This is a genomic window from Stutzerimonas stutzeri (assembly GCF_024448935.1).
Taxonomy (GTDB): domain Bacteria; phylum Pseudomonadota; class Gammaproteobacteria; order Pseudomonadales; family Pseudomonadaceae; genus Stutzerimonas; species Stutzerimonas stutzeri_AO.
The window spans coordinates 61,742-78,169 of sequence record NZ_JAMOIE010000003.1; the positions used below are offsets into that span (position 1 = coordinate 61,742).

13 protein-coding genes and 3 pseudogenes are annotated in these 16,428 nt (G+C 62.5%); 7 read left to right on the plus strand and 9 right to left on the minus strand.

Going from position 1 to position 16,428, the window contains the following annotated elements; genetic code table 11:
- Positions 1 to 15 precede the first annotated feature (15 nt).
- Positions 16 to 287: pseudogene (locus NA637_RS01495) on the minus strand (GFA family protein); the annotation flags it as partial.
- Between the two features lie 92 nt (positions 288 to 379).
- Here NA637_RS01495 and NA637_RS01500 point away from each other — a divergent pair.
- Positions 380 to 637 (plus strand): annotated as a pseudogene (locus tag NA637_RS01500) (EamA family transporter); the annotation flags it as partial.
- On the opposite strand, the gene NA637_RS01505 reads toward NA637_RS01500, so the two are convergent.
- The 4 genes from NA637_RS01505 to NA637_RS01520 form a co-directional block, all read right to left on the minus strand.
- Complete coding sequence (locus NA637_RS01505; RefSeq protein WP_256070662.1) at positions 623 to 1,447, minus strand: alpha/beta fold hydrolase; 825 nt, start codon at positions 1,445 to 1,447, stop codon at positions 623 to 625. The pseudogene NA637_RS01500 and the gene NA637_RS01505 sit on opposite strands and share 15 nt — an antisense overlap.
- Before the next feature lie 165 nt (positions 1,448 to 1,612).
- Positions 1,613 to 3,247, minus strand: coding sequence for an AMP-binding protein (locus tag NA637_RS01510; protein WP_256070663.1), 1,635 nt, complete (start codon positions 3,245 to 3,247; stop codon positions 1,613 to 1,615).
- Positions 3,248 to 3,999: 752 nt separating this feature from the next.
- Positions 4,000 to 4,194 (minus strand): hypothetical protein, encoded by a 195-nt coding sequence (locus NA637_RS01515; protein ID WP_256070664.1) that lies wholly within the window; start codon positions 4,192 to 4,194, stop codon positions 4,000 to 4,002.
- A gap of 111 nt (positions 4,195 to 4,305) precedes the next feature.
- On the minus strand, positions 4,306 to 5,079 hold the full coding sequence (locus NA637_RS01520) for an IclR family transcriptional regulator (protein ID WP_256070666.1): 774 nt from the start codon (positions 5,077 to 5,079) through the stop codon (positions 4,306 to 4,308).
- 115 nt (positions 5,080 to 5,194) lie between these two features.
- Here NA637_RS01520 and hmgA point away from each other — a divergent pair, with 115 nt between their 5' ends.
- Complete coding sequence (gene hmgA / locus NA637_RS01525) at positions 5,195 to 6,499, plus strand: homogentisate 1,2-dioxygenase (RefSeq protein ID WP_256070667.1); 1,305 nt, start codon at positions 5,195 to 5,197, stop codon at positions 6,497 to 6,499.
- 1 nt (position 6,500) lies between these two features.
- A complete protein-coding gene (gene fahA / locus NA637_RS01530) occupies positions 6,501 to 7,802 on the plus strand; it encodes a fumarylacetoacetase (protein WP_256070669.1) in 1,302 nt (433 codons plus the stop codon).
- Positions 7,803 to 7,873: 71 nt separating this feature from the next.
- Here the strand turns inward: fahA and NA637_RS01535 are convergent, their stop codons facing one another.
- Genes NA637_RS01535 through NA637_RS01550 form a run of 4 tightly spaced genes read right to left on the minus strand, consistent with a single transcriptional unit; the run spans position 7,874 to position 12,678 of the window.
- On the minus strand, positions 7,874 to 8,941 hold the full coding sequence (locus NA637_RS01535; protein WP_256070670.1) for a hypothetical protein: 1,068 nt from the start codon (positions 8,939 to 8,941) through the stop codon (positions 7,874 to 7,876).
- Between the two features lie 3 nt (positions 8,942 to 8,944).
- Entirely contained in the window at positions 8,945 to 9,193 is a 249-nt protein-coding gene (locus NA637_RS01540) for an acyl carrier protein (protein ID WP_019339589.1), read from the minus strand.
- A complete protein-coding gene (locus NA637_RS01545) occupies positions 9,190 to 11,109 on the minus strand; it encodes an HAD-IIIC family phosphatase (protein ID WP_256070671.1) in 1,920 nt (639 codons plus the stop codon). The genes NA637_RS01540 and NA637_RS01545 overlap by 4 nt, the downstream gene beginning before the upstream one ends.
- Before the next feature lie 30 nt (positions 11,110 to 11,139).
- On the minus strand, positions 11,140 to 12,678 hold the full coding sequence (locus NA637_RS01550) for an MBOAT family O-acyltransferase (protein WP_256070672.1): 1,539 nt from the start codon (positions 12,676 to 12,678) through the stop codon (positions 11,140 to 11,142).
- Between the two features lie 559 nt (positions 12,679 to 13,237).
- On the opposite strand from NA637_RS01550, the gene NA637_RS01555 reads away from it, so the two are divergent.
- The 4 genes and pseudogenes from NA637_RS01555 to NA637_RS01570 all read left to right on the plus strand — a co-directional run.
- Positions 13,238 to 14,920, plus strand: coding sequence for a methyl-accepting chemotaxis protein (locus NA637_RS01555; protein ID WP_256070673.1), 1,683 nt, complete (start codon positions 13,238 to 13,240; stop codon positions 14,918 to 14,920).
- A 249-nt stretch (positions 14,921 to 15,169) separates the two neighbouring features.
- Complete coding sequence (locus tag NA637_RS01560) at positions 15,170 to 15,538, plus strand: YidH family protein (RefSeq protein ID WP_256070675.1); 369 nt, start codon at positions 15,170 to 15,172, stop codon at positions 15,536 to 15,538.
- Between the two features lie 10 nt (positions 15,539 to 15,548).
- Positions 15,549 to 15,932 (plus strand): DUF202 domain-containing protein, encoded by a 384-nt coding sequence (locus tag NA637_RS01565; RefSeq protein WP_256070676.1) that lies wholly within the window; start codon positions 15,549 to 15,551, stop codon positions 15,930 to 15,932.
- Positions 15,848 to 16,426 (plus strand): annotated as a pseudogene (locus tag NA637_RS01570) (transposase); the annotation flags it as partial. The gene NA637_RS01565 and the pseudogene NA637_RS01570, both read left to right, overlap by 85 nt.
- Positions 16,427 to 16,428 lie beyond the last annotated feature (2 nt).

A 16,428-nucleotide genomic window follows, 5' to 3' on the forward strand; every position in this document is an offset into this window, starting at 1 on the left:
TACCCCTCGGCACCGTGGAGCATCGAGGAAGCCCAGATGCACTTCGATTTCGTCTGCTGTGCGTGCGAAACCGGACGAGCCACAGCGGGGCATAAACATCGCCCGGCATAGTCCTGCGCTTCGCCGGTGATCGTCACGGCATCCTGCGCAAACACTGCGGCGGCGTAGAAGAGGGCACCGTGATGCGTTCGACAGTCGAGGCAATGACAAAGACCAACCCGCTTCGGGCGGCCCGTCGCCACGATCCGCAGGTTGCCGCACAGGCAACCACCGGCGAATCGCTCCATGCTGGCTTGCTCTGCTCAATGGTCGGATCGAACCTGTCCCGACAGCCATAGCTGAAAACAGATGACCGGCTCGTACCAAGGCTGTTTTCCGTTCGCCGAGCTGGCCGCTGTTCATGCTACTGGGCGTGCTTGGCGCGGGGTTGTCCTTCACGCTGTATATCATCGGCCTGCACCATACCGCGCCAGCTGTCGCTTCGGTGGTGGCAATGGTTGAGCCGGTGAGTGCGACGCTGTTCGGCGTCGCAGTTCTCGACGAAAGCCTGGCCGGGCTTCAGATCGTCGGTATGGCGCTGATCCTGATCACGGCTACCGCGCTGGCCTTCTATTCAAGCGCGTCAAGCGCGCGGTGAACGGTTGATCGATTGCATCCCTCCTTCCCCTTGCTCCTGGAGAAAGCGGGCAGCCGAGTCGAGCACTGCCTCAGGTCGCTCACGATGGGGAACGTGCTGGCAGGCGTCGAGCGGAAGCTTCTGCACGCTGCCGCTCCCCAGCGCAGCGACACGGTGAAGATGATCCAGCGAGCCGTATTCGTCTTCCCGACCATGAATGGCCAGTAACGGGCAGGCGAAGCCCGGGGCGCTTTCCTCGATCGTCCAGTGGGCATAACTGTCCGACAGCCAGGTGTCGATCCAGGCCCAGAGAATCCACTCGGCCTTTGCGCCGTGGTATTTGCGCAGGCGTTCGACCTGGCCCGGTTCGGCGAATACCGCTTGAGCGGCACGGATGCCTTGCAAGGTTCGATCTTCGACAAAGGCAAGGGCGGCGATGGTGATCAGGGCGCGGCAGTGGTCAGGGTGATGGGTGGCGAGGCTGGCGGCCATGATGCCGCCTACGCTGTGGCCGAGCGCGATGAAATGCTCGATGTCCAGCGCGTGCCGCACCGGTGGAAAGTACCGCTCGGCTTCGTCGCGAATGAAGCTGTTCGACCAGCCCCCCGGATGCGCTGTGGAGCGACCAAAGCCGAGCCGGTCGTAGGCAATGACGTCGCGCTCGGTGGCTGCAGCTAGGCGCTCGGGAAAGTCGCGCCACAGCTCGACGCAGCCGAGGGAATCGTGCATCAGGACGATGGGTGTTCTGCGCGAATGACGGCTGCGCCAGCGCCGCGTGAATACGTCGCCGTGCTCGGTGGGCAGAACGCGGTCTTCGGTCGAAAGGGTCATGAGAATCCTTGTATCGCCGGCTCGGGTTGGTATCCCTCGGCGCGACAGCCGTCATGCCGGCTGCCAAAAAGAAGCGGCCACGCCGGGCCGCCGAAGGCTTACGCCACGCCGACAGCATTGACTGGCGGCAGCCTGACCAGGTTGCAAGGTGCCGACTGTCTGGGTTCAGCTCGCCGCTGCTGTTGTGGGTTGCTGCGCTGTCTTTTCCCGGTCGCGCAGCAGGAATCGCTGAATTTTTCCGCTCGGGGTCTTCGGCAGTTCGCAGACGGACTCGATTTCGCGCGGGTAGGCGTGGGCGGAAAGGCGCTGACGCACGTGTTGTTGCAGCTCGTCGGCCAATGCCTGGTCGGCCTTGTGGCTCGCATGCAGCACAACGAAAGCCTTCACCAGTTCGGTGCGCTCCGGATCAGGCTTGCCGATCACGGCTGCCTCGATCACGGCCGGGTGTTCCACCAGGGCGCTTTCCACGTCGAAAGGGCCGACCCGGTAGCCGGATGTGGTGATCACGTCATCGGCGCGACCAACGAAGCTGATGCTGCCGTCGTCATTGAGCTCGACGGTGTCGCCGCTCAGGTAGTAATGCCCCACGAAGGCTTTGGTGCGGGTGCCCGCATAACCGTTGAACCAGAGCAGGGGAGACTGGTTGCGGTCCAGCGCGAGCATTCCCGGTTTGCCGGGCTCCAGCTCGCGTTGTTGATCATCGATCACCACGACGCGGTGCCCGGGCATCGCGTAGCCCGCCGTGCCGATGCGCACGGTATGGCTCAGCGCGTGGTGGTTGCACAGGACCATGCCGAGTTCGGTCTGTCCGTAATGGTCGTGGATCGTGCAGCCAAGGCCGCTGCTGAACCAGCGGATCACCTCGGGGGTAAGCGGCTCGCCTGCGCTGCTCACGGCGCGCAGGCGCCCCTTGATCTGGCCCTCGACCTCGTCCCTGGCCGCCAACAGCAGGCGGAACGCGGTGGGTGAGCCGGCCATGTTGGTGATCTTGTATTCACTGACGATGCGACAGGTGCTGTCGACGGTGAAGCCGCCTTCGTAGAACAAGGTCGAATGGCCCATGGCGAGTGGCCCGGTGACGGTGTAATACAGGCCGTACGCCCAGCCCGGGTCAGCGATATTCCAGAAATTGTCCTCGGGTCGCAGGTCGACTGCATCGCGCATATAGGTGACGAACGCAACAATGGCCTTGAGCGGCACGTGCAGCTGCTTTGCCGGCCCGGTGGTACCGGAGGTGAACATGGCGAGAAAGGGTGCATCACCCGCCAGCAGGACCGGCTCGAATGCGCTCGATTGCCGATTGACCTGGGTCCAGAAGTCGTCGGCGCCATCGCCCACGACCAGGCGGCGCGGGGCGCTTTCGACAGCGTCCAGCTTCTCGCTGTTGGCGGCATCGGTGACGACCAGCCTGGCGCCGGATTCCTTGACCCGATGCTCGACCGCTTTCGGGCCGAAGGCGGTAAACAGGGGCTGATAGATAGCGCCGGCGCGCCATATGCCAAGAATCGTAATCAGCAACTCGGGGGTGCGCGGCAACAGACCGGCAACGGTATCGCCCGGCTTGATGCCATAGCTGTCCAGCAGGTTGGCGAAGCGCGCCGCGGCTTCCTTGAGCTGGGCGAAGGTCCAGCTGGCACGCTGGCCATCGCGGCCTTCCCAGATAAGCGCGACCTTGTCCGAATCGGCGTGACGGTCACAACACTCGACGCAGGCATTCATGGCGGAGAGATCACCGCTGAGGATGGCCGAGACCGTCTGCTGGAAGTCGAATTCGCTGGCCGCAGTGGCATGGTCGCGCATGGCTGGCTCCTGGAGCTTGTTGTTATTGAGGTGTCCGGATAGTGGCGCTGCAAGGAGCCCGCAACAATGGCAAATGCCACCAAACTGGATGAGCGGTTTGGACAACTATCGCTGCTCGGCTCGCTGCGCGGATCGGCGCCATGCCCTGCCAGCTGTACGCGCAAACCACGGAGCCGCTGGAGCTGAGCGGTAGCGAGGTGACTGTTCTCCACGTACAAGGCGGCAGTTGCAGAGCGCCTAGCACTGGTAGCAGGCGAGCGTCGGGCTGAGCTGCCACCACAACGATGTCGAGCGGGACGGTGAGGGGCTCAATCTCTACGAGCACAACGGGTTGGGCACGACCCAGGGTGACACCTGGATCGGTTTTGCCGAATCCCGCGCGACTGACAGGCAGAGCTACGGCTGGCAGGGGCCGCTCCGTCACGGCTGTCGATTCGCTGCGGACCGGTGTGGGCACCCTCGACCCGGTTACGGCGTGCACGACCCTTATGCCCAGTGGTCGGCGTTGAGCGATGGCCGCCTCGTATTCAACCTGACACTGAAGAACCTGTTCGACAAGCAGTACCTGGATCACGCCAGCAACGAAGATTTCGAAAACATTCCCGGCTATGTCGGCATTCGCGGCAGTTACGAGCCTGGCCGCGAACCTGCGATTGGGTGTCGCGCTGCGTATCTGAGGTTGGTTCCGGCGGGCGTTAGCCACGGGAAGGCAGGGCTGCTGGCATTGCTACAGGCAACCCTGCCTGATGCGATCAGCCAGCTCGGTTGTGGAGTTGAAGGTCGGTGGCGACGTCGGGGAGTTGATGGGGCGCCGATAGGCGCGACTCGAGGAGCTGAACGAAAGCTCGGGCCTCGGACTCGCTGCGAAACGTGACCTTGTTTCGGTCCAAGCGAACCTCCCAGCTGCTGCCTTCGAATGACGTAAGCGGTCGGATTTGAATATCCATGATGCCTCCGGGTCTGGAAAAGACAGACGAACGCTAGACCTTTGCCAGCCACCGGTCAATTTGCGCCATTGACGCAGGAGCATCCGCTGCTGCCGTTCGTCCTGTTTGCCGTTAGGCACCCATCCGGGCGCTGATCGTGCGCGCAACCGCCAGTAGTCGCTCCGCCGCCGCGCCATCCGCTTCGGCCATGAAGCCGGGCTCGCCACCGACGATGGTGATCACAGCCGCCAACCGCTGGTCGCCACTGAACAGTGGCGCGGAGAGGGCGTTGACGCCGGCCATCAACAGGCCATGCACGGGCTGAATGTGGGTGCGTTGCAGTTCGCTCATGGCGGCGAGCAGGGCGGCAGGGGTGGGCGCCGAGGGAAGCCGCAGTTCCGCTTCGCGCAACTGGGCGGTTTCGGCATTGGGCATGAAGGCGTTGAACACCAGCCCGGTGGATGAGCCCAGCAAAGGCAGCACCGAGCCCACTTGCGTTACCAGCGTGACGGCGCGCACGGCTTGCTCGACATGCACGACAGCCGGACCTCGGTTGCCCCATACCGCAAGAAAGCAGGTTTCGTTGAGTTCATCGCGCAGCTGCGCCAGATGCGGTGTTGCCAGTTTGACCACATCCAATCGGCCCAACGCGGCCAACCCCACGAACAGCGCGGCGCGGCCCAGCCCGTAATGGTTCGTCAACGGGTCCTGCTCAGCGAAGCCGCTGGCCATCAGGGCCTGCAAATAGCGATGGACCTTGCTGGCAGGCATCCCGACATGTTCGGCCAGGCGTGATAGGGAGGTCGCCGGGGCCAGTTCGGCCAGGGCCGTAAGGATGTCAGTGCCTACCTCTGCGGCCTGTACTTTCTGCCGCCGTGGCACCGTGTCCGCGTTGCTGTCTGCCATGAATTCAAATGCCTGTCGTGCGGGCTCGCTTATCGAGGCGCTGTTTATAACTTGACGCCCTGGTGAGTTCAAATTACTTTTTGCGTAAACGCATTACGCGAACTGAGAGATGGCTATGCATCCACAACAACAAACGGGCGAAACCTCTCGATACCTGTCCGGCTTCGGCAACCAATTCAGCAGCGAGGCTCTGCCCGGTGCGTTGCCGGTCGGGCAGAACTCGCCGCAAAAGGTCCCCTATGGCCTCTACACCGAATTGCTCTCCGGCACCGCGTTTACGGTCGCGCGCAGCGAAGCACGGCGAAGCTGGCTGTACCGTATTCGACCATCGGCCCACCACGGGCAATACCAGCGCCTGGAGCGGCAACTCAGCGCGGAGCTGGGCCCAATCACGCCCAATCGGCTGCGCTGGAATCCGCAGCCCTTTCCCGAGGTCGCGACTGATTTCCTCGATGGCCTGACGTGCATCGTGGCCAATGCCGAACCCAACCAGCCTGACGGGGCGAGCATCTATCGGTACGCGGCGAATCAGTCGATGGAACGGGTGTTCTTCAATGCCGATGGCGAGCTGTTGATCGTGCCGCAGCAGGGTGTGCTGAAGCTGGTCACGGAGTTGGGTGTGCTTGAGGTCGCGCCACTGGAGATTGCAGTGATTCCGCGTGGTATGCGCTTTCGGGTCGAGCTGCTGGATTCGACGGCGCGCGGCTATGTCTGCGAGAACCATGGCTGTGCGCTGCGCCTGCCCGACCTGGGGCCGATCGGCAGCAATGGTCTGGCTAACCCGCGCGATTTCCTGACGCCGGTTGCGCATTACGAGGAGCGCGACGAGCCGGTGCAGCTGGTGCAGAAGTTTCTCGGTGAGCTCTGGGTAACCGAACTGGATCACTCCCCGCTGGACGTGGTCGCCTGGCATGGCAACCACGTACCGTACAAATACGACCTGCGCCGTTTCAACACCATCGGCACCGTCAGTTTCGATCATCCCGATCCGTCGATCTTCACCGTGCTCACGTCACCCAGTGCCATTCATGGGATGGCCAATATCGACTTCGTGATCTTCCCGCCGCGCTGGATGGTGGCGGAGAACACCTTTCGCCCGCCATGGTTCCACCGCAACCTGATGAACGAGTTCATGGGGCTGATCGATGGTGCCTACGACGCCAAGGCCGATGGCTTCTCGCCGGGCGGTGCCTCGCTGCACAACTGCATGAGCGCCCACGGCCCGGATCATGTGTCCACTGAACAGGCGATCAAGGCCGAACTCAAACCGCACAAGATCGAGAACACCATGGCCTTTATGTTCGAGACCGGCCAGGTGCTCCGTGCCACACGTCAGGCGTTGGAAAGCCCGCAGCTGCAGAGCGATTACGACAGCTGCTGGGCCGGCCTGACCAAGACATTCGATAAAAACGGGAAATGACATGACCGCACAACAAGAGCAACGCAGCTGGGTCGCGTCGGCCAATGGCCATTCGGATTTCCCCCTCGCCAATCTGCCTCTGGGCGTATTCAGCCGTGACGGCGACCAGCCACGCGGTGGCGTCGCCATCGGTGATTACATTCTCGACTTACGCGCCGCCTGCGAGGCCAGCTTGTTCGACGGCCAGGCCCTAGAAGCGGCCAAAGCGGCTGGTGACAGCAGCCTCAACGCCTTCTTTGCGCTCGGAGCGCCTGCCCGCAAAGCGCTGCGAGGTGAACTGCTGGATCTGCTCGGCGAGGGCAGCGCGCAGCGTGACCGGCTGCAGGGCATGGGCGAGTCGTTGCTGCAGCCCATGGACCGCTGTCAGATGCATCTGCCGGCCAAGGTGGGCGACTACACCGACTTCTATGTCGGCATCCATCACGCCAACAACGTCGGCAAGCTGTTCCGGCCCGACCACCCCTTGCTGCCCAACTACAAGTACGTACCCATCGGCTATCACGGGCGTGCCTCGACGGTCGACGTGTCCGGCGTAACCGTCAGGCGTCCCAACGGCCAGACCCTGCCGCCGGGAGCCAGCGAGCCGAGCTTCGGCCCGAGCAAGCGGCTTGACCATGAGCTGGAGCTGGGCATCTGGATCGGTGCAGGCAATGCCCGTGGCGAATCGATCCCGATCGGCGAAGCCAGCAGTCACGTCGCCGGGTTCTGCCTGCTCAATGATTGGTCGGCGCGCGATCTGCAGGCTTGGGAATATCAGCCGCTTGGCCCGTTCCTCTCGAAGAGCTTCGCCACCAGGGTGTCGCCATGGGTGATAACGCCGGAAGCACTCGAGCCGTTCCGTTGTGCGCAACCGGCGCGGCCCGAAGGCGATCCGCGGCCGCTGCCGTACCTGTTTGATGAGCAGGACCAGCAGCAGGGCGCGCTGGATATCGAACTCGAAGTATTGCTGCTGACCGAGGCCATGCGCGACAAGGGCCAGCCTGCACAGCGCATCGCACTGAGTAGCACGACGAATATGTACTGGACCGTGGCGCAGATGGTCGCGCACCACAGCGTCAACGGCTGCAGCCTGCAACCCGGCGACCTGTTCGGTTCCGGCACCTTGTCCGGTAGCAGTCCTGAAAGCCTTGGCAGCCTGTTGGAGATCACCCGGGGCGGCAAGCAGCCGTTGCAACTGCCCGGCGGCGAAACTCGCACCTTTCTGGAAGATGGTGACGAGATCATCCTCAAGGCACGCTGCCGTCGGGACGGACAGGCATCCATCGGCTTTGGCGAGTGCCGCGGGCGGGTGATGCCGGCGTAGCAGCGATCGTGGTGAGCAAATAGCCCGGGCATGTGCAGACAGCCCGGGCTTTTCCATTCGTGTACCGCCAATCAGGGCAGTTTGGCGGTTTCCAGAGCCGCTGATGGCGCAGGTGCAATGGCGGCGTCACGCATCTGTTCGGCCAGGGCTGCGGTGAATTCCTGGACCACCGACCAGCGCATGTGTACCGCGTCGACAAAGGAGGTGACCGGCGTGCTCCAGTCTTTGTCGGCGTTCCAGTAGGTGCCACCGGTGGCTTTGAGGATGTCCATGATTCGCTTGTCGAAGTCGGCCAGGAACGTACCGTCTGGATCGTACTTTTCCTTCCACTGCGGGTGCAGCGGCGTGGAGACGACCATCAGCTCCCGGCCTTCCTGCGCCAGGCGCGCGCTCATTCCGCGCAATGCCGCGAAGCAGCTGGCATCCAACGGGTCCGGGCGACCGTACAGCAGCTCACGGGTATTGCTCGTGTCCAGCGGGCCATCACCGAAGCGATTGAACACGAGCGGGTCCCACTCGATTTCTCCGGCGCGCTGAGCCTTGACCGTCAACGCGTTGCGCGCCAGCGACTTCGGTGAGAAGTAACGCATGTAGTGGCCCCAGGGCGAGGCGTTTTCATAGACGTAAGGGTCGACGTGCTCACGGTTGAACACGGCGGTGGGCACACGCCAGCAACCGGCGAAATCCTGCGGATCGGCGATCATCACTACGCTCTGAATGCTCGGCTGTCGGTCGAGCAACCAGTGCCCTACGTACGTCGACTGGTTGGCGAACAACCCGCAGAACGCGCCGTTCATGGGGCGCACCCCGGGCAATGCCTCGGTCAGCACCTGGCCGTCCACGTGGCGCCAGGCCACGGAAGAACCGATGATCAGCAGATTCGGCGACTGGATCGGGTTGTCGCGCAGGAAGCTCAGTTTTTCATCGACACAGGAAATATTGGAGAACGCCGGGGGTGGCAGGTTGCCGGTCCGGTTCAGCGCGAACAGCGTCAGGCAAAATATCGCCAGTGCGCCGAACAGCCCGGCAAACAACGACAGCAGATACCGCGAACGTACCCGGCCCGGCACGCTGGCCGCGCGGGTTGCTCCCTGTTCGGCATTGCTCCCGTCCCTGGGCACATCTGCTGTCTGGATCATGAATTATTTCCCCTCCAGCTTGGCGCTGATGACCTGGGCGAAATGGCCGACGTTGCGCAGCGACTCGAGCTCCGCCGTCCGAAACTTGATGCCGAAGCGTTGTTCGGCGGCGACCGTGAGCATCACGTGGGTCTGGCTGTCCCAGCCCTCGATGTCGTTGGCGGTCATTTCTGGCGACAGCACAATGCTGTCGTCATCGAACACATCATGGAAAACCGGGGTGAGTTGCTTGAGTACTTCTGCTTCGGTCATGCCGATACCTCGATGAAATGGCAGGGTGTGCGAGGGGAGGTGAATTCGTAACGCCAGAAGGTGGCGTCGCGGCTGCTGTCAGCGAGCGCGGGATGCTGGACGAAGCCCAGCCGCGGGTAATGCTCGGCGACCATGCCGTTACGTTCGGTCGGCCGGTACTCACCGATCAGCGCGCGATAGCCGGCGGCGTTGGCGGCGTTGATCAGCACCTCGAGCACCGCGTCTTCGACCTGTCGACCGAGCACGCGGCAACTCATCAGCCAGCTGTCGATAAGCAGTTCATCTGCGGCGATAGCCTCGTCCGGGCGCGCCAGTACCACACTGATCAACCCGTTGTCGCCAAACTTGTCGGCCAGTCGGATGGCGAGCGCCACGCAGCGCGGGTCGCTGGCGATGCGCTCGACTTCCGCCTCGCTGTAGCGACTGGTAGTGAGGTTGAACTGGTTGGTCTTGTTGATCAGCTGGGTGCTGCGGGCCAGCTCCGCAGCGCCGATCGGGGTGGCGGTCAGTACCATTTCCAGGCCGCGCAAATAGCCTTCCATGTCGGTGGCCTGGCTCATCGCGGCTTTGCGCTCAGCGTTCAAGGCATAGTTGCGCCCGCGTGTGGCATCGTCCGAGGTGAAGGAGACGGCCTCGAAGTACCCGGCGGCGGCGACGCGTGCCGGGTAGTCGGCCACGTCATCCGGCAGTTCCGGCACCGCGACTTCCGGCAGCTCGCGACGCACGATGTCGCGCTCGGCGGGGTTGTCGTCGACGAACACCAGGCTGTCGAGCCCAATGTCGAGCATCGAGGCGATGCGGCGCAGGTTGCCAGCCTTGTCTTCCCAGTTGGCGACGAAGGCCGCGATGTCGCTGCGCTTGAGCGCCATCTCGGGATGATTGAACGCCGCTTCGGCCACGCTCAGATCATTCTTGCTGCACACCGCGAGAATGATGCCGCGGCGCGCCAGCTGTGCTGCGTAGCGCTGGAAGGCGAGGAAGGCTTCGCCACTGGGCGAGCCCTGGCCGAGGTGGATGCCGTCTACGCCATCGTCGCCGACCACGCCACCCCACAGGGTGTTGTCCAGGTCCAGCACCAGGCATTTGCGCGACAGACCGATGCTGGCGGCGGCGATGCGAGCCAGTTGGTCGCCATACAGCGGCGCCAGGTTCGGGCTGACCAATTGCTTGGCCTGATGCCAGCGCACCGGTTCAGCCAGGCCGTCGCCATAACTGCCACGGGCGGCTTCCCAGGCAAGGTCCATCAGTAGTACGCCATCTTCTCGGGCTGCAGCACGGATGGCCGCATTGAGGCGATCGATGAGTGCGTAGGGTGAGGCCGGAACCAGCGCTTCGAATGAACCAAAAATCGGAGGGTCGGCGGGCACGATGGTTTGCTGGACGACCTGGGCGGCATAGCGCTCGCGTGCCCGGCGCCAGAGCAGGCGCAATTCGTCGACCCGTTCGGCGACCGCGGCGTCGACGTCTGCCTGCGAGGCTTCGAGCGGCAACTGCAGTGGCGCGTCTCGCGCATCCAGCGCCAGGACGATCAGTTGCGGGGCAAAGTTGGCGAGCTCGGCGTCGTCCATCAGCAGCGCCTGACGGTACATGCCATAGGGCGCGACGTGCACCGAGAGCGCCAGGCGACGCTGCAGGCCCGCGACACGAATCGCCGGCACCAGATGATCGACGGTATGCGATGAAAGCAGGGCGATGCGCAATGGTCGCAGCCCGTTGTTGGTCGTTTCGCCGTTCGCCAGCGCGCGCAAGCCTTCGCTTGCGAGCCGGTCCAGCCGGGTGGTGAGCGTGAAATCGCGGCGGTAGCCGGCCAGCTTCGCGGCCAGATCCAGGCGCGTGAAGGGGTCGGCTTCGCGTTTGGCCTCGCCAATGGCGCTGCCAAGATCAGGGTGTTGCGCTAACCAGAGAAGCTGATCCATTAGCGTGTCACTCCTTACGTGTAGACGGTTTCAGAATTGGAAATAGAGGAATTCGGTAGGGGCCACGGAAAACGCCACGGCCAGGGCGAAGAAGCTCAGCACGCCCACGGCCAAGCCGATGGCTGGCGTCGGGCTCCATACCGCGATCGGCAACCAGCGCAGCAGCCAGTTCTCGCGCGGTTGGGCGTCCAGGGCAGTGCGGAAGCCGGCCATCCACTGCTGCACGTTGGGCATGAACCAGACAAAGGCGAGCAGTACGGCGACGGTGAGGTAGTCGGACTTGTCGAACCTGGTGCTCAGCTCGCTCAAGCCAGCCATGCCCGAGAGCATCGCCATCGCCGCGGTCACGCTGCTGGCCCGGAAGAACACCATCGCCACGACCACGCAGAGGAAGGTCAACAGGACTGCGCCGGCGTGGTGCCAGAGCTTGTCGCTGTCCAGCGGCAAACCACGGCGCGCCTTGTAGGCGCGGAAGCCGTGGACGACGACCAGGTAGAACCCGTGCAACAGACCGAACACCACGAACTGCCAGCCCGCACCGTGCCAGACGCCCGAGATGAACATGGTCAATACCGTGGGGTAGGCGATCAGCACGACAAAGGTCCCGAGGCTCATCTTGCCTCGCCGCGGCAACGGCTTACCGGCGGCCATCCGTGCGCGGGTGATGCGCATCACGATGGGGTTATAAATGTAGGCCGTGAGGAAGCGCGTCAGCGTCATGTGCCAGCGCGACCAGTAATCGATAACGTTGTGCGCTTTGAAGGGACTGTTGAAGTTCACCGGCAAGCGCAGGCCGAACAGCAATCCCAGGCCGATCGCCATGTCGCTGTAGCCGGAGAAGTCGAAGTAGATCTGCAAGGTATAGCTGAGCGCGCCGTACCAGGCGTCGTAGAGCGCCGGCACCGTGCCGTCGGCGGCGACCGCGAAGATTGGCGAGGCATTGGCGCCCAGCGGGTCGGCGATGATCACCTTCTTGAACAGGCCGAGCAGGAATACGGTCAGCCCCAGCGAGATATTGTCGAGCCGCGGGCGGAAGGTGCTGCTGTCGTTGAACTGCTTGAGCATCTCGCCGTGATGGGTGATGGGGCCGGCGATGAGCTGCGGGAAGAAGCTGATGAACAGGCAGTAATTGACGAAGTCATGCTCGACGACCTCGCCATCGTGCGCGTCGACCAGATAGGCAATCTGCTGGAAGGTGAAGAACGAGATCGCCAGCGGCAGGATGATGTCGCCCACGGACCATCCGAGGTCGAAGGCGTTGTCGAGCGTGCCAAAGAGAAAGCCGGTGTACTTGTAGTAGCCCAGCAACGCGACATTGGCCGCCACACCGAGAACCAGCAGGCTCCGCGAGGGCCGTCGCATCAGGTAACCACCGATCAGGTAGTTGGCCACCATGCTGCCCACCAGCAGCGGCACGTAAGCGGGGTTCCACCAGCCATAGAACACCAGTGATGCCAGTGTCAGCCAGATCGCGGCGTAACGTTGTCTACCGGAGCCTGCGAGGAGAATGAAGCCCAAAAGCACCACCGGAAGAAACCCGGCGATGAACACCATCGAATTGAAGAGCATCGTTCTTTTTCCCTATCCCTGAACAATTGACAGTCGTCCTTCGAACGGTAAATGTTGCGGCGAGCCGCCGCCTACCGAACACTTGCCGTTGGCGCGTTCTCGGACGTCACGCACCAGCCTGAACGCGGCTCTGTTGCGGAGTTGCGAACAGTTTTCAGCGCGCACTCCCAGTGCCTGGGTCTGTTAATCAAAGACTCAAGGTTGTTCGAAAAGTTTCGCCATTTGTCCGTTCCAACAACCCATCCGGACGGGTGGAAAAGCCCATGAAGATCAAGCGAAACGGCCGTTGTAGAGCCTTTGCTGAGATATTGGAAAACGGTCGAGAAATAGACGCGTCAGGTTGCCGCACGCACGAAAATTGCGCACTGAGGGAGGCACTCGGCATCGGCTGTCCGCGGCTCCAGGAAAGTCAGGGCTGAGAAGGGAAGCGTTGGCGAAGGCTATTTTCCGGAAAGTGTGCTGTTCGTCGCTTGAACGACCAGAGACGTTCAATCGGCGTCAAGTTCCCGCCCGGTCAGCCGATGACTCATCAGTACTCACCCCTCTTGGATGCCACTTCATGCGTCTCACGCTGAAAATCAAAATCCTGCTTCTCGCACTGGTGCCTGTCACGCTGTTCGCGTTGGTTTTAAGCGGTGCGGCAGCCCGGATCCTCAATTCCTCGGCCGAAGAAGAGGTCGATACCGCCCGCGAGCGGATGATCGACGATGCCCGGACACGACTCGAGGATTACATGCGGATTGGTGTGAGCAGCGTGGCTCACCTCTACGAGCCGGCCGCGCAAGGGGATCTGGCCAGTCGTGCCGAGGCCATCGCCATCCTCAAGAAGATCAAGTTCGGCAAAGACGGTTACTTCTTCGGCCATGACTCCAATGTGGTTCGGCTGTTCCGCGGCGAGAGTCCGGTGGATGTGGGCTCCAACCTGAGCGACCGTCGCGACTCCTACGGCGTCTACATCAACCGTGAACTGGTGGCCGTAGCGAAAAACAACACCTACTTCGTGAATTACTCATCGCCGTTGCCCGGTAACGACAAGGTATCGGTGCCGAAACTTGCCTACAGCTACTACCTGCCCAAGTGGGACCTGGCGCTGGGTACGGCGATCAACCTGGACAATATCGAATCGGCCTTGAGCGAGGTGAGGGCGGAAATCGATGGCCGGGTCAACTCGATCCTTACCAGCATTCTGGTCATCGCTGGCGTGATGCTGGCGGCGCTGTGTATCGCTGGCGTGGTGATCAGCAACTCCATCGTCAAGCCGATCCAGGTCATTCGCGCCCAGCTCGATGACATCGCTGCTGGTGATGGTGACCTGACTCACCGCCTGCCGGAAGATCGCCGTGACGAACTGGGCCAGCTGGCCGGCTCGTTCAACCGCTTCGTCGGCAAGATCCACAGCATGGTCAGCCAGGTCGCGGAATTGACCGGCCAACTGACCGGCATGGTTGCCGAGGTCGCTTCCCAGGCACAGCGCTCCGAGAAAGCCATGGAGACCCAGCGCCAGGAAACCGATCAGGTCGCCACGGCAATCAACGAGATGTCGGCCGCGGCGCAGGAAGTCGCCCATAGCGCCCAAGGCGCCGCTGAAGCTGCACAACAAACTGATCAGGAAGGCCAACAGGCGAAAGCCGTGGTGGATTCCAGCATTCGCCAGATTCACTCGCTGGTCGAAGAGATCCGCAGCAGCGGCACTTCGCTGGATGCGCTACAGCAGGACGTGCATGCCATCGTGGGTGTGCTCGATGTGATCCGCTCGATCGCCGAGCAGACCAACCTGTTGGCGCTCAACGCTGCCATCGAGGCGGCGCGCGCCGGTGAGGCGGGGCGTGGCTTTGCGGTCGTAGCCGACGAGGTTCGTGCGCTGGCCAGCCGCACCCAGCAGAGCACCCAGGAAATCCAGGGCATGATCGATCGCCTGCAGACCGGCGCCAAACAGGCCGTCGCCGCCATGAGCCGTTCCAGTGAAGCGGGTGATGCCAGCAGTGCCCAGGCCAACCAGGCAGGCGCTTCGCTGGATGCCATCGCCCACCTGATCGCCACCATCAACGGCATGAACGCGCAAATCGCCAGCGCGGCGGAAGAGCAGACCGCAGTGGCTGAAGAGATCAACCGCAGCGTCCATCAAATCGCCACAGCCGTTGAGAACGTTGCGGAAGAGACCCAGCAGGGCGCCCAGACCGCACGCAACCTGGCCAATGTCGGTGAGCGTCTGGGTGGATTGGTGCGTCAATTCCGCATCTGAGTGCAGCCTGCGTTTCTGGGCTTTCCAGGCAACGGTCCTGGCCTCCTCGGGCGCATCAGCCGCCTTGCGCTTCAAATGCATCGTCTGGCGCGCCGGGAAGCGATAGCTCCACGCTGATTCCACCCGTATCTAAATGTCAAGCGTACGACATCGGTTGAACTGCGAGGCATATTCAACGGAACCTGCAGCGCGGCATCGTTTCTGTTTGAATGATCTACCTAACTTTCCGACAGGAGATGCATCAGCACAATGGAACGCAGTCGCTGGAGTCACAGGTTGCTGTCTGGCGGAAAGGAGCCCGATCCGCGCTTTACCCTGGCCAACGAACGGACCTTTCTCGCCTGGATACGAACGTCCCTGGCGGTATTGGCGGGTGGTGTCGCGGTCGAGGCATTCGCCAGCGAAATATTTCCGCTGGAGATACGCAAGGTCCTGTCGATTTCGCTTTTGCTGCTGGCGATGTTCATCAGCTCGACGGCTTGCTTTCGCTGGCTGACCATCGAGCGCGCAATGCGTCACCAGGGACCGTTGCCGTTTCCACTGTTGATCCCGATCCTGTCCATTGGCGGAACACTGGTGACGCTGGTACTGATCGCCTTCATCGCGTTACGCAACTGATCGAACACCGATGCATATTTCCTTCGGCCGTCGTTTGGAGCCCAAACCAGCGCCGCCATCGCTGCATGAAGATCACGGTCTGCAACCCGAACGTACATCGCTGGCCTGGGGCCGGACCCTGCTGACGATGATTACAGTAAGTGCGCTGTTTCTGCGCTGGATGCCTTACCACGGCACCTTCGTCGCGGTGTTGGTCGCGCTAGCCCTAGCCACTGCACTGGGCATCTGGACGACCCAACAGCGACGCTACACCCGCAGCGCCAACGGGGTGAAAAGCGGGCGAATGCAAGCTGATGCACTGTCGGTTTTGTGGATTGGCGCATCGGTCTTTGCGCTTGGCGTGCTTGGGCTCTACACCGTAATTTTCCTGCCAATCAGCCCGGATGTTCCATAAAAACGGCAGCCTGCTCAAACTTGCAGAAACTCGATCAGCAATGGCAAGGACGATGGACAGGCGCGAGTACAACTATTGATCCGGCCAGATTTATCCGCGACTGCGCCTGTACCGAGGCCGGCGTCGATCCCGCGGCCCTGCTCAAGTTGCGGTTGGTTCGGGTCGAGCTGGCGAGCGGCGAAAGCGAAGTGCTGGTGATCTCCCTGCTGGATCGGCAGACCTTCCCTGTGGCGGTGTTCGCGGATCTCTACCACCGCCGCTGGGGCATCGAGACGGACTACCGCCGCCTCAAGCAGACCCTGTGCCTGGACAACTTCAGCGGCCGCAGCGTGGTGGCCGTGAAGCAGGACTTTCACGCCAAGCAACTGCTGAAGAACCTGGCGCTGGTGATGCACCACCTCCTGCTGCAGCCGGTTATCGAGCAGCGCCACAAAGACCGCAGGCTGCGCTGGAAGGTCAACCTTACCCAAGGGCTGTCACGCCTCAAGAACACGTT

Coding starts and splice junctions, on each gene's coding strand:
- NA637_RS01505 (WP_256070662.1), bottom strand. CDS start 1,447: ATGACCCTTTCGACCGAAGACCGCGTTCTGCCCACCGAGCACGGCGAC.
- NA637_RS01510 (WP_256070663.1), bottom strand. CDS start 3,247: ATGCGCGACCATGCCACTGCGGCCAGCGAATTCGACTTCCAGCAGACG.
- NA637_RS01515 (WP_256070664.1), bottom strand. CDS start 4,194: ATGGATATTCAAATCCGACCGCTTACGTCATTCGAAGGCAGCAGCTGG.
- NA637_RS01520 (WP_256070666.1), bottom strand. CDS start 5,079: ATGGCAGACAGCAACGCGGACACGGTGCCACGGCGGCAGAAAGTACAG.
- hmgA (WP_256070667.1), top strand. CDS start 5,195: ATGCATCCACAACAACAAACGGGCGAAACCTCTCGATACCTGTCCGGC.
- fahA (WP_256070669.1), top strand. CDS start 6,501: ATGACCGCACAACAAGAGCAACGCAGCTGGGTCGCGTCGGCCAATGGC.
- NA637_RS01535 (WP_256070670.1), bottom strand. CDS start 8,941: ATGATCCAGACAGCAGATGTGCCCAGGGACGGGAGCAATGCCGAACAG.
- NA637_RS01540 (WP_019339589.1), bottom strand. CDS start 9,193: ATGACCGAAGCAGAAGTACTCAAGCAACTCACCCCGGTTTTCCATGAT.
- NA637_RS01545 (WP_256070671.1), bottom strand. CDS start 11,109: ATGGATCAGCTTCTCTGGTTAGCGCAACACCCTGATCTTGGCAGCGCC.
- NA637_RS01550 (WP_256070672.1), bottom strand. CDS start 12,678: ATGCTCTTCAATTCGATGGTGTTCATCGCCGGGTTTCTTCCGGTGGTG.
- NA637_RS01555 (WP_256070673.1), top strand. CDS start 13,238: ATGCGTCTCACGCTGAAAATCAAAATCCTGCTTCTCGCACTGGTGCCT.
- NA637_RS01560 (WP_256070675.1), top strand. CDS start 15,170: ATGGAACGCAGTCGCTGGAGTCACAGGTTGCTGTCTGGCGGAAAGGAG.
- NA637_RS01565 (WP_256070676.1), top strand. CDS start 15,549: ATGCATATTTCCTTCGGCCGTCGTTTGGAGCCCAAACCAGCGCCGCCA.